The organism is Martinezella sp. CNPSo 3964 (assembly GCF_057784375.1).
Window position 1 is genome coordinate 672289 of the sequence record NZ_JBXSOW010000003.1, and the last position, 12450, is coordinate 684738.

General features: G+C 60.7%; 13 protein-coding genes. 5 read left to right on the forward strand and 8 right to left on the reverse strand.

Annotation, left to right across the window (positions count from 1 at the left end; translation table 11 throughout):
* Positions 1-3: 3 nt before the first annotated feature.
* Positions 4-432: a GNAT family N-acetyltransferase gene (locus tag AC13Q5_RS13635; RefSeq protein WP_488501968.1), complete on the forward strand. Its 429-nt coding sequence runs from the start codon at positions 4-6 to the stop codon at positions 430-432.
* Between the two features lie 4 nt (positions 433-436).
* Here AC13Q5_RS13635 and AC13Q5_RS13640 read toward each other — a convergent pair whose 3' ends face one another.
* Positions 437-1450, reverse strand: coding sequence for a DUF2125 domain-containing protein (locus tag AC13Q5_RS13640; RefSeq protein ID WP_075853757.1), 1014 nt, complete (start codon positions 1448-1450; stop codon positions 437-439).
* Between the two features lie 11 nt (positions 1451-1461).
* On the opposite strand from AC13Q5_RS13640, the gene AC13Q5_RS13645 reads away from it, so the two are divergent.
* Positions 1462-2034, forward strand: coding sequence for a gamma-glutamylcyclotransferase (locus AC13Q5_RS13645; RefSeq protein ID WP_075853758.1), 573 nt, complete (start codon positions 1462-1464; stop codon positions 2032-2034).
* Positions 2035-2061: 27 nt separating this feature from the next.
* Here AC13Q5_RS13645 and AC13Q5_RS13650 read toward each other — a convergent pair whose 3' ends face one another.
* The 4 genes from AC13Q5_RS13650 to ftsE all read right to left on the reverse strand — a co-directional run bounded on the left by AC13Q5_RS13650 (position 2062) and on the right by ftsE (position 5545).
* Positions 2062-2865 (reverse strand): lysophospholipid acyltransferase family protein, encoded by an 804-nt coding sequence (locus AC13Q5_RS13650; RefSeq protein ID WP_075853759.1) that lies wholly within the window; start codon positions 2863-2865, stop codon positions 2062-2064.
* 189 nt (positions 2866-3054) lie between these two features.
* Positions 3055-3771, reverse strand: coding sequence for a YdcF family protein (locus AC13Q5_RS13655; protein WP_075853760.1), 717 nt, complete (start codon positions 3769-3771; stop codon positions 3055-3057).
* Positions 3772-3846: 75 nt separating this feature from the next.
* Positions 3847-4893 (reverse strand): cell division protein FtsX, encoded by a 1047-nt coding sequence (locus tag AC13Q5_RS13660; protein ID WP_075853761.1) that lies wholly within the window; start codon positions 4891-4893, stop codon positions 3847-3849.
* A complete protein-coding gene (ftsE, locus tag AC13Q5_RS13665; RefSeq protein ID WP_075853762.1) occupies positions 4886-5545 on the reverse strand; it encodes a cell division ATP-binding protein FtsE in 660 nt (219 codons plus the stop codon). The genes AC13Q5_RS13660 and ftsE overlap by 8 nt, the downstream gene beginning before the upstream one ends.
* A gap of 210 nt (positions 5546-5755) precedes the next feature.
* Between ftsE and AC13Q5_RS13670 the strand changes: the two genes are divergently transcribed.
* The 3 genes from AC13Q5_RS13670 (at position 5756) to AC13Q5_RS13680 (ending at position 7573) form a co-directional block, all read left to right on the forward strand.
* Positions 5756-6421, forward strand: coding sequence for a hypothetical protein (locus AC13Q5_RS13670; RefSeq protein ID WP_457882210.1), 666 nt, complete (start codon positions 5756-5758; stop codon positions 6419-6421).
* Between the two features lie 85 nt (positions 6422-6506).
* Entirely contained in the window at positions 6507-7055 is a 549-nt protein-coding gene (gene hpt / locus AC13Q5_RS13675) for a hypoxanthine phosphoribosyltransferase (protein WP_095435999.1), read from the forward strand.
* Positions 7056-7213: 158 nt separating this feature from the next.
* A complete protein-coding gene (locus tag AC13Q5_RS13680; protein WP_069612925.1) occupies positions 7214-7573 on the forward strand; it encodes a response regulator in 360 nt (119 codons plus the stop codon).
* 115 nt (positions 7574-7688) lie between these two features.
* Here the strand turns inward: AC13Q5_RS13680 and AC13Q5_RS13685 are convergent, their stop codons facing one another.
* From AC13Q5_RS13685 to lptM, 3 genes are all read right to left on the reverse strand, one after another.
* On the reverse strand, positions 7689-10418 hold the full coding sequence (locus AC13Q5_RS13685) for a TIGR02302 family protein (protein ID WP_488501969.1): 2730 nt from the start codon (positions 10416-10418) through the stop codon (positions 7689-7691).
* Positions 10419-10774: 356 nt separating this feature from the next.
* A complete protein-coding gene (gene lysA / locus AC13Q5_RS13690) occupies positions 10775-12046 on the reverse strand; it encodes a diaminopimelate decarboxylase (protein WP_488501970.1) in 1272 nt (423 codons plus the stop codon).
* A gap of 13 nt (positions 12047-12059) precedes the next feature.
* Positions 12060-12254 carry an LPS translocon maturation chaperone LptM gene (gene lptM, locus AC13Q5_RS13695; protein WP_015341316.1) on the reverse strand — a complete coding sequence of 65 codons (195 nt, stop codon included), beginning with the start codon at positions 12252-12254 and terminating at the stop codon, positions 12060-12062.
* Positions 12255-12450: the final 196 nt, after the last annotated feature.

The following is a 12450-nucleotide window of genomic DNA, read 5'->3' on the forward strand; positions in this document are numbered from 1 at the left end:
CTCATGATCGTCAGGCGCGGGCGCTCCGAAGATCGGCCCTGGCTCATCGAGCACGATGATGCGAGCGAAGCCTGGATCAGCCGCTGCATCCAACACGGCGAATATTTCGTGGCCGAGAAGGGTGGCGAGCTCGTCGGCTTTCTGCGCTTCAGCCGCTTCTGGGGCAAAATACCCTATATGGACATGATCCGTGTGCTGCCGTCGCGCCAGCACGCCGGCGTGGGAACAGCCTTGTTCCACGCCTGGGAAACCGCCATGATCGACGAGGGTGCCGAGCATCTGATGACATCGAGCGAATGGGCGGAGGCTGAGCCGCAGGCATGGCACCGCCGCAACGGCTTCAAGGCCGCCGGTAGCATCGACCTTCGCATCATCCAGCCGAGCCCGGAGATATTCTTCGTGAAGGATATTTCCGGCACCCGCAAAGAATAGGCTCTCAGATCGGCGGGATCTTGCCGAGCGGGATGAAGCCGCTGAGCGAGAGGCGGCCACGATCGGCTGTCAGATCAACCGAGACCTTGTCGCCGCCATTGGCAAGCGCCTTCAGCATCTTCGTCGCCGTCTTGATGATGTTCTTGGCAGCGGGAAGCGTATTGGTCAGGCTATCGCCCCATGGCCCGATCTGGTTGATCTCCAGCTTGAACTGCCCGGACAGAAAACCCTCATCGTCAAAATTGAAGGGGCCGGAAAGCGTCATGATGCGCCCGTCACCGATGTCGATGACCGCTTGATGCAGCACGCCGGCGGTGCCGCGAAGCCCCTCGCGGTCGCTGCCATCGAGCAAGCCGGCCTTGCCAGCTAGGGTGACGTTGGCGCTCGTCGATGCGGTCGGCAGCGTTTGCGGAAAATCCTTGATCACGGCATTGGCATTTTCGACGCCGATGGCGAGATCCAGGTCACTGCCGTTCTGGTTGGCATGCATCTCCGTATGGGCAGCGGTGACATTGACGCTCTGGCCGGTGACGGAGGAGACGATGCCGGCTTTCAACCCTTCGATGACAGTCTGAGTTTGCGCGACACCGCGGCCCTTGGCAACGAGGTTCGATTGCAGGTCGGTCCATTCGGCCGATACGGTCAGGCCCTCCGTCGTCCGCAATTCTGCAGGGGATTTCAGGCTCCAGTTGACATGGTTGGGCTGGAAGACGGGTGCGGAGGCGCTGAGCCTGTCGAAATTGGTGGAGACGCCACGCGTCTGGTTGTCGACCGTGACCGTGTCGCAGGTGAGCCCGATGGAGAAGGGGAAGCCGTTGAAGGCCATGTTCTCGCATTTTCCGGCAACGCCGGCGCTGTTCTGCTGGCCGAGCGCTTTCAGGACATTGGCCCTGACGAAACTGGTCGCATAGTACCATCCGCCGGTGTAAAGACCGGCCAGGACCACCACCAGCCCCAGAAGGATGAGCCACAGACGCTTGCCTCGGCCGGTCGTTACGCTCTGGCTTGACGCTGCCATGTTGTTCTCCAATGGTTGGACTGAAGCTTCACAGTGATTTGGCGTTGGATATGGACGAATTTTGGGTGTTTGGCTACGGATCCCTCATGTGGAATCCGGGCTTTGGTTATGACGAGCGGGCCGAGGCTCTGATTTTTGGTTATCGTCGCTCGCTCTGCGTCCGTTCCTGGGTTCATCGCGGCACGGAAGAAAACCCCGGCCTGGTCCTCGGCCTCGATCGCGGCGGTTCCTGCCGCGGCATGGCCTTTCGGGTTCCGGCCTCGTCCTGGGATGAGGTGTTGACCTATCTGCGCGAGCGCGAACTCGTGACCAACGTCTATCTGGAAAAGACCCTGCCGATCCGGCTCGCCGACGGGCGGCGCGTGACCGCCGTCGCCTATGTCGTCGATCGCAACCACAGGCAATATGCCGGTTCGCTGGATGCGGTGGAGGCAGCGCATGTGGTGGAAGCCGCCATCGGCCGCTCCGGCCCGAACGATGCCTATGTTTTCAATACGCTGACGCATTTGCGCGACATGGGTATTCACGATCATTGGCTCGAGCAGGTCGCCGGCGAAGTGGAACGGATGCGGAAGGCATCCTGAGTCCATCTCGTTGCGTCCAGAGTTTTCTCAGACTGCGGCGGTAACGGGCTTTGCCTTGGCGATCTCGGCCAGACGCTGCGCCGCCGTCGGCGGAACCGGCAGGTTCGGGTTGTTGGCGATCGTCTCGACCAGCAGCTCGTCGCTTGCTTTTTCCGTTTCCTCGATCAGGCGTGCGAAAAAGGCATCCGGGTCCATGCCGGGCTCGATCGGCGGCAGGATGCGTACCTTGATATGGCCGGGATACTTGCGGAAGGTGCGGCGCGGCCAGAAGAGGCCGGGATGCATGGCAACGGCGACGACGGGGATTCCAAGGTCGCGATACATGCGGGCGATGCCGTATTTATAGACGGGTTCGGCGCCCGGCGGGCGGCGGGTGCCCTCGGGATAGATGATGAGCTGGCGGCCTGTGGCGAGTTCTTCGCGGGTGCGCTTCAGGACGTCGAACATGACCTTGCCGCGGGCGCTGCGATCCACCGGGATCATGCGCTGCTTGCCGGCATACCAGCCGAACAATGGTATCCACATCAGCTCGCGCTTCAGGATATAGACCGGATCGTCGAGATAGGGCAGCAGTGCGAACGTATCCCAGAAGGATTGATGCTTGGGCGCGAAGATGAAGCTGCCCTTGGGGAGATTCTCAAGTCCCTCGATCTCGAAGGTCGTCCCGACGATCTTCTCCATCAGCCAGGTGCTGGACTTCGCCCATGCCTTGGGGATCGCATAGGCTGCCTTGCGCGGCATCAGGAAATAGATCGGCGTCAACACGATCATGCGAATGATCAGATTGGCATAGAAGACTGTATTGAACAGGATCGAACGCAAGATAATCATCGAGGCTTTCCCAACGCACCGGCTTGCGCCGGCATCCGAAGGTTTGCCTACACGATTACAGCGTCAATAAAAAGTCGGTGCTTGCGTGCTTTTCGCGTCTTGCATCGCGTCGCGATCTGCAAGATCTGATCTTTGCACTTGACGCTTTTGATATCGCGCAAACCGTTACGGAGTTTGGTGTGGCAAGCCTCAGTCGTCATCCTCGATAGGCTGCCGCGAGCGCAGGCCTATCGGCCGTCCGAGACCGGTCAGGTTGCGGGCACCCGCAAGGAGAACCTTGGCATATTCGGAGATCATCGTGCGAAGCGCGTTCGGGTCCGTGAACCAGTTCTTGGTCTTCAGATCGGAGTTGACGACCGGATAGGGAATGAAATCGGTCGAGGGATCGACATACTTCAGCTCGGCGAGGCTGCGCGGCATATGGTAGTTGTTCGTCACCACGAGAACGCTCTTATAGCCTCTGGCATGAATCCATTTTGCTGCCTCGCGGGCATTGCCGATCGTATCGAGCGCGTCATAGCCGATGTCGACACAGCAGCTGAACAGGCTGGCGGAACTCTGCGTCAGCTTGCGGATCTGCGTCGGCGTTGTGGTCGGATGCGCGCCCGATATCAGCAGGCGGTTGCCGGCACCGGTACGCAGCAGCTCCACCGCCTGATCGATACGCTGATAGCCGCCCGTCAGCACGACGATGGCATCGGCCTTGGGGTCCAGCGGCGGCTTCAAGGTGGTGATCGAATCGGCGAAATGCAGGAAGCCGCCGAAAATGATGGCGACCAAAAAAATGAAGGCAAAGCCGCCCCAGCGCAAAAGACGTCGGAACAGGCTGCGGCGCACGGGTCTGTCGCCGCGGGAATGTTCCCGCAACGGCTGCGAACTCACGGTCTTGCGAGTCGTCAGATCCATACTCATGATTCGGTATTATACGCCAATTGCGGCAAGGAACGGGCTGGCAAACGGTAAAAAAACATCACGGAAGCGTCAATTCTGTACGCTATCCGTCCGGCCGGGATCGGAGCGGATCAGATCGATCTCGTAGATCGTGCGCATGACGGTGAAGCGCGCCGTCAGCGTTGTCAGCAGAGCGATGATGATCATGGTAGCGAGAATGCCGATATAGCCGAGTGCGCCGACGGAGAAAGTTCCGAACAATGCTGTTGCCTGATCGGTCTGCGGCGTGGCAATCGTATGGCTCTGCAGGATTCCAGCTGTTGCGAAGAACAGGGCGGCGAGTGCGCTGCCGGCTCCCGATCCTTTGAGGCTGATCTTCAGGAAATGCTTCTGGAATTCATTGGCGACGAAGGTGCTTTCGGCGCCGACGAAATGCAGCACCTCGACGATATGGCGATTGCCTGACAATGCGCCGCGCGTGGCGAAGACCACCGTCAGGACCATGGCAGTGAAGACGAGCAGCAGGACGCCGGTGCCGATGAGAACGGTGGTGTGTGCCATCGATACGAGCCGGTCGACCCAGGTGCGGTGGTCGTCCAGGGTTGCCTGCGGGATCTGCGCCTTGAGCAGGGCGCGCATTGCCTCGAAGTCAGGCGGATGCGTCTCATCGATGGTAATGATGACGAGACGCGGAACGGGCAGTTCCTTGATATCGAGGCCAGCGCCGAGCCAGGGCTCGAGCAGGCGTGCGGTTGCTGCCTCGTCGACGATCTGGCCCGATTTGGTGCCGACGAAGCTCAACGCGATATCTCGGGCGCTCGTCAGCGCCTTTTCCATATCGAGATTGTCGTCCGGCTTGATCTGGATGGTGATCTCGCGGGAGATCTGGCTTTCCCAGCTCGCCGCCGTCGAGCGCACCATGCTGACCGCACCGAGCGTCAGGCAGGCGAGAAAGGCCATGATGGCGATGACGACGATGAGCGCATTGCCCTGAATGTTGGAGGACGGCACGATCGGTCCGGTCGGGCGCACACGCATTTCCGGGCGTTTGCGCTCGCCAGGCGGTGTGCCAGGAGCTTGCCGTGCTTGCGGCGTCCCGGCGTTCGGGGCTTTCCTGCGGGGAGCGGGCTCAGTCATAGATATCGAGATGCCCCCCCGATAGAATCATGCGCCTCGCCTCGATCTGGTCCATCAGGGCAAGATCGTGGGTGGCAATGACGACGGCGGTGCCCAGGCGATTGAGCTCCAGAAACAGGTTGAGCAGGCGGCGCGCCATCGGCGGGTCGACATTGCCTGTGGGCTCATCGGCAAGTAGGATTTCCGGGCGGTCTATGAGGGCGCGGGCGATGGCGGCACGCTGCTTCTCACCGCCCGAGAGCACCGGCGGCAGCACATTGATGCGCTCGCCCAGGCCGACCCATTTCAATAGCTCCAGGACATCGGTGCGGTAGGAGCTTTCATCCTTGCCGCGCACACGCAGGGGCAGGGCGACGTTTTCATAGGTCGTCAGATGCTCGAGCAGCCGGAAATCCTGAAAGACGATGCCGACGCGGCGGCGCAGCAGCGGCAGTTCGTTGCGCGGGATCGACGAGATCTCCCGGTCGAACATGCGGATCAGCCCACGCGTCGGCTGCAGCGACATGAAGAGCAGCCGCAGCAGCGTCGTCTTGCCGGCGCCGGAAGGGCCGGTCAGGAACTGGAACGATTTCTTCGGTATGTCGAAGCTCAGGTCGCGGAGGATCTCCGGACCCATGCCGTAACGCAAACCGACGTTCTCAAAATGAATCAACGGGCAGTCCAGTCTTCCGCAGGGTTCAATCAGGCGACTTGTTAACCAATGGCATTAACAGCCGGTAAATTTTTCTGGAAAGGCGCCCCATTCATGGCGATCTTTGCGAAGCATTAACCAATAAAATTTACGACTGGGCAGGATTCGTTTCAATGCCCAGATTGGCAATGGGCGTCGAAACCATGTGGATCACCGCAACGGGAGGCCATCATGGGCGCTTTTCGCCACCGTCCACGACAGACGGGGCTGATTTATGACCTTATTCCGCCCGAACGTGGGACGGCATCGGGTCAGGTGCATTACGTCATGCCGAAACCCGATATCGTCGATGCCGAATTCGTGACCGTTTCCGCGGCGCGCGGGCGCACGGCATCGGGCGTCAATATGCGCTATGGCGGGCGTACCCAACCAAGACCGCAGCCAGTGGCGCGCAAGACTACCCTTTCGCGCACCCTGTCTGTCCTGCGAGGGGTCGAGGAAGTTTTGCAGCAGGCATCGCGACGCAGTTTCGTGGCGCTCATCGTTTGCCTCGCAATATTGATCTTCGGACTTTCCGGTGGTTTTTCCGGTCTTTCCGGTGCACCCACCGAGGCGACGGCCGATCCGCTGCAGTTCTCGCACGTGACGCTGACGCCACGCGATGAGAATGGTTTGCCCGTCCTGCGGCTGAACGGCATCATAGAGAATGTCAGCGGTGCGACGCTTTCGGTTCCGCAGGTGCGCGCCGATCTTTTCGCCGGCGACCAGCTGGTGAGAAGCATCGTGGTGGACACGCCGGTCGATCGTCTCGGGCCGCATGAAAGCCGCGGATTCTCGACGCGGCTGCAGCATCCCGGTGGAAAAACGCCTGAAGTTCGGCTCTCCTTCATGCCTTAGGGGGTGTGTCGGGCTCGCTGATTGTGCTACGGGCTATGGTTTGATCGGCGGCCTATGGCCGCGCAGCCATGGAGCATGCCAATCAATGCCTGTCGTACGCGGGAAGAATATCGAGCCGCTTTTCACTGCCGAGCAGATTGCCGAGCGCAATCACGCTTTGGCAAAGGAAATCGCTAGCGGGCCGACGAAAGATCTCCTCGTCATCGCCATTCTCAAGGGCTCGTTCATTTTTGCGGCGGACCTGTTACGCGCTTTGCACGAGACGGGACTTGCGCCCGAAGTCGAGTTCATCACTCTTTCGAGTTACGGTGCGGGTACGACGTCTCAAGGCGTGCGCATCGTCAAGGATATCGACAGCGACGTTAGGGATCGCGACGTCCTGTTAATCGACGATATTCTGGAATCGGGACGCACCCTGCGTTTCGCCAAGGAACTGCTCTATGAGCGCGGCGCCCGCAATGTCACGCTCGCCGTGCTGCTGGACAAGAGCGTCAAGCGCCAGGAAGAGCTGGAGGCCGATTATGTTGGCTTCGAATGCCCCGATTATTTCGTCGTCGGCTACGGCATGGATGTCGCCTACGCCTTCCGCGAACTGCCCTTTGTCGGTGTCGTCACGGGCGACGCTGAGGCCTGATCTTAAGTTAATACAGGCGGCGTGCCCGCCTGTCCCATTCTGCTCCAGCGATGACGACTCGTTAACCACGGAGCCGATCGCCTGCCCGTTGTTTACCGATCGCAAACGGAATTCTGGTGATTTCGGTCGCGGAACCTGACGGACCAGGAGCACGGACCATGGCAAAAATTCTGATCACGGAAGACGAAGACTCGCTTCGTACCTTCGTCGCCCGCGCGCTGCGCTTGGACGGCCACGAGACCGAAGAGGCAGCCGACGGCGCGGAAGGCTTGGAAAAGTTGAAACAGGGCGGCTACGACCTGCTTCTCTCGGATATCCGCATGCCCGTGATGGACGGCATCGAGCTTGCCCATCAGGCGCATTCGACCTGCCCTGGGATGAAAATCTTGCTGATGACCGGCTATGCAGAGCAGCGCGAGCGTGCAGACGACCTTATGGAAAAGATCGTCGACGTCGTCGCCAAGCCCTTCGCTCTGCCCGATATCCGCAAGGCCGTTGCGCGCGCCTTGGCTGCCTGAGGACCATTGAGGGTCAGCGCAGAGGTTTTGCGCTGACGTCCATTCCTGTCACTCGCTGCTTCTTCGAGGAATTCGGAAAGAAGGGCGGCGATTTCATCGGTGAGGCGCTGCCGTCTCACTGCCCCAGATTCAGCAAACGCTCCAGATAGCGCCGTTCTTCGCTCAATGTGGGATTGTTGCTGAGCCGTTCGCGAATGGCGTCGAGAATTTCACGTGCGCGCTGGGCATCGATGATCTTCGGCACCATGTCCCTATCAGGCGCATCCAAGGGACCATCCCGTAGCCTGCCGAGCGGATCGCGGCCATTTTGGCCTCCCTGGCCCATTTGCCCCGGCATCTGGCCTTGACCCTGGCCTTGCCCCTGCTGCTGCATCTGGGCCATGAGCTGGTTCATCATCTCGCGCGTGCCCTTGCGTAGCGCATCAAGAGCGCGTCCCTGGCCCTGCACGGCGCCTTCGCCATTGCCTTCGGCAAGCTGGCCTGAGGCGCCCTTCATTTCCTGCTGCGCCTTGCCGTAATTCTGGTTCGGCTTCATGCCCAGCGAGCCCAGGTTTTTCTGGAGTTCGCCGAGCTGCTTGCCGAGATCCTCCTGCTGTTGGCGCAATTGTTTCAGCGCGTCGCGCAGCTGATCGGCTGTCATGCCGTCGGTGGGATCCTTGCCTTTTTCGCCTTGCTGGTTCTGGCCTTGCTGCTGATCCTGCTGGCCCTGGTTACGCTGACCCATATCCGGGCGCATCGGATCGTTGAGACCGGGCAATGGCTGATCCATCAGGCCATCGCCATCCTCGTTGGGATCGCCGCGCTGCATGCGGTCGCGCATGGCCTGATCGAGCTTGAAGGTCTGGTCCATCAGCTTCTGCTGGTCGCGCATGATGCGGCCGAGCTTGTCCATCTGCTCGCGCATCTTGTCGTTTGCCTGGTTCTGCTGCTGTCCGGGCTGAGGCCGACCGGCCTGGAGGCTGTTCATCAGCTGCTGCAGTTCGGAAAGCATCTGCTGCGCGGCCTGGCGGTCGCCGGAGCGGGCGAGATTCTCGATCTGATCCATCATCCGCTGCAGGTCCTGCTGGCGCAGGATATTGGCGGAGCGCTGATTGGGCTGTGCCGGCATGTTGCGCATGCGCTCGGCCAGCTCCTTCATATAGGCGTCCATCGCCTTGCGCAGCTCGTCGGTCAGCTTCTTGATCTCGGCGTCGGACGCATTGCGCTGCAGGGCGTCGGAGAGCTTCTGCTGGGCATCGCGCAGCGCTTTTTCCGCATCGGTCAGCTGGGCGTCTTCCATGCCAAGCGCGATCTGCCAGAGATAGTCGGCGGTATCCTTCAGCGACGCTTCGCTACTTGCGAGCTTCATGCGCGTCAGCGCCGACTTGATCGCCAGATAATTGCCGAGATCGGGAATGGTCTCTTCCGGGCGGATGGTCAGCGATTTGTTGAGTTCGATCGCCTCAGGCATCTTGCGGGTATCGAGCGCAAACACCTGGCGCTCCTCCGCCACGGCGGCGGCGAGCGGCTGGCTGAAATTGCGAGACGGCAGCACCATCTCGTAGGGTGAGCTGCGGCCGGTCTGGCCGGCACCATCCTTCGCGACGAGGGTGATGCGGACGCGCTTGCCGGCAAGCGGATCCTGCGTCAGATCATGGGTTGCCAGACCCTTGCCATTGCGGCGATCGCGACGCGGAAGCTCCAGCTTGTATTCGGGCAGGCCATAGAGGGGTTTGGCTGCCGGATCGGATTCGACCGGCACGATCTCGGCATGGGCTTCCTCGACGCCGTAATCATCCTTGACCTTGAAGCCGAGCTCCAGTGCGCCGTTAGCCGTCGCATGCGGAATGCCGTCGAAAGTGATCTCCGGCGGCTTGTCGACGACCACATTGAAGGACCAGGACTTGCCGTTGACGGTCAGTTCGCCACCCTTTTCGAGCTTGAGAACGTGGGTGCGGGCAATCATTCCGTCCGCGGTTGGGGCATTACCGGTGCTGTTTGCTGCGGGTGGTGCGGCGGGAGGCGTTGCGCCAGCCAGGCCTTGCTTGTCGGCATCCGCGGCCTGCTCGGGAATTTCGACGCCTTTTTCCGCGCCAGTCGCCTGGAACAGCACTTTTTCATCCGTCGCAGCCCCGGAAAGACGCACGGTAAGCTCGGAGAATTGCGGCACGTTCAGGCTATTGCCGGCATTGTCGACATTGCCCGTCAGATAGACGGGCGCTTCACCGGTGTAATAGGGCGGGGTGACCCAGGCATCGACGCGGACATCAGGATTGCTCGATGTCGAGGTCGACGTTGTAAAGGCATCGTCCAGCGAGCCGCCGCTGTTGGACATGGAAAAGCTGAAAGCCGTCACCAGCAGCAATGCCGGGATAGCGCGCAGTGCGAAGCGGTCGTAACGCGTGATATCGGGTCTCGGCAGACCGGCATCCAAGGCGGCGATGCGCTCGGCCATGCGCGTCTGGTGTTCGCGCCAGAGCGCGCGGGCAAAGGGGGTGTCGAGCGCCGGCTCATCTTCTTGTACCGTGACCGGTTGGTGGGCGAGGCCGTTGCGCTCCTCCAGCAGCCGATCCGCCTCACCGGTATTTGGCCAGTGCAGGCGACGCAGGGGATAGAGGGAGATGGCGAAGCCGACCGCGAAGGCGGCAAGCAGCAAAAAGCGCAGAATATCCGGCGCGATGCGGAAAATGCCAAACCAGGCAACGGAGAGGAACAGGGCCAGAATGGATGCCGGCAACAGCAGTCGCGGCAGAAGCTGTTCGCTGACGAGCACCAGCCGAGCAAAGAGACGCTTGACCGCAACCATGCGCGCCAGCGCCGGACGGGTGGCGAATGCGCCCTTCTTAGGGTTGCTGGGGCTGGTCATCGGTCCGGTCTTCTCCCGATCTGACGTTGATGGCCAGAGCATGATGCCGAAAAGTATAAGCGGCTTTCGGACGATATCATGCTCTACTTCTTTGATTCTAGAGCGGATTCAGATCCAGATCGATTCGATCTAAAATCATCCGGCTCCATTCGCCCGTTGGGGATGGCGCGGCGTCCCACACGCTCACGCAAGCGGCGCCCGGCGAGACGCCATTCAATCAAAGATAACATTCTTTGTGGCGAAGACGAGGGCAAGAGGCGCTTAAGCCTGTTTTTTCATCGGACTTCGCCGAAACGTGATCAGTCGGGCAGGTGGAATTTTATCGGGCCTGCCCGAAATCAATGAACTGAAACAGATCAGTCTTCGAGCCACGCGGGGATCGAATCCAGCGCAATCAGCTCCTCGTGGGTGCCGCGCGGGCGGATGACATGAAACTCATCGCCCTTGACCAGAACCTCCGGCACCAGAAGCCGGCTGTTGTAGGTGCCCGCCTGCACAGCGCCGTAAGCCCCGCCCGAGCTGACGGCAAGAAGATCGCCGGGCTTCGGCATCGCCATATCGCGGTCGAGCGCCAGATAATCGCCGGTTTCGCAGACCGGGCCGACGACGTCGGCCTTGATGCGCGGGGCATTGGCATTGCCAAGCTCAACCGGCCGGATCTCGTGATAGGCCTCGTAGAGCGTCGGGCGGATGAGATCGTTCATGGCGCCATCGACAATCACGAAAGACTTGTCGCCGGCGTCCTTCACATAGATGACCTCGGTCACCAGGATGCCGGCATTGCCGACGATCAGGCGGCCCGGTTCCGTGACGATCTTGCAATTGAGACCGCGCAGCTGGTTCTTGACGATCTCAGCATAGGCATCCGGCAGCGGCGGCGGATTGTTGTCGTCACGGTAGGGAATGCCAAGGCCGCCGCCAATATCGACGTGGTGGATGTCGTGGCCGTCGTTTCGCAGCGTTTCCACGAGATCACGCAGCAGCTTGAAGGCGTCATCGAAGGGCTGCAGCTCGGTGATCTGGCTGCCGATGTGCATGTCGATACCGGTGACCTTGATGCCCGGGAGAGTGGCGGCGCGGTCATAGACGGCGCGGGCACGCTCCCAGGAAATGCCGAACTTGTTTTCCTTCTTGCCGGTCGAGATCTTCGCATGGGTACGCGCATCGACATCCGGATTGATACGGAAGGAGACGGGTGCCACTTTGCCGGCGCGAATGGCGCGCTGGTTCAGCACTTCCAGTTCCGGTTCGGATTCGACGTTGAAGCAGTAGATGCCGGCTTCCAGAGCCACATCCATTTCCTGCGCGGTCTTGCCGACGCCGGAGAACATGATGCGGCTGGCCGGAATGCCTGCGGCCAATGCCCGGCGCAATTCGCCGACCGAGACGACGTCGACGCCGGCGCCAAGGCGACCAAGCGTCCTCAGCACGGCCTGATTGGAATTGGCCTTCATGGCGTAGCAAACCATGGCATCGACATCGCCGAAGGCTTCCGCGAAGACGCGATAGTGGCGCTCCAGCGTTGCCGTCGAATAGACGTAGAAGGGTGTGCCGACCGCCTTGGCGATCTCGGGAACCGGAACATCCTCGGCGTGGAGGATGCCGTCGCGATACTCAAAATGGTTCACGGTCGCTGCCTAATCAGAGAAGCGGGTCGAGGAAGAACTTCTTGTCCTCCGTGCCCGGCTCCTTCGTCGGCTTGGAGACGTCGCCGCCTTTGGTCGCATGAGCACTCGGCGGATCGAGAGGGCCTTTGCGGCCACATCCGACGACGGCAAGGCCGACGACCGAAAGCACGACGGTCAGGCGGATGATGTGCGGCATGTTGATCTGCATCGAAATCCTCTTGGGCGACTAGAGCATGATGCCGAAAAGTGTGAGCGGTTTCGGACGACATCATGCTCTACTTCTTTGATTCTAGAGCCGGATGATTTTAGATCGTTTCGACCTAAAATCATCCGGCTCTAGCGCGAAAGTCACTCTTCTTAGCGAAGTTTCCGCGTCTTGTGCACCCTGATTGTTTGAGTGCGGT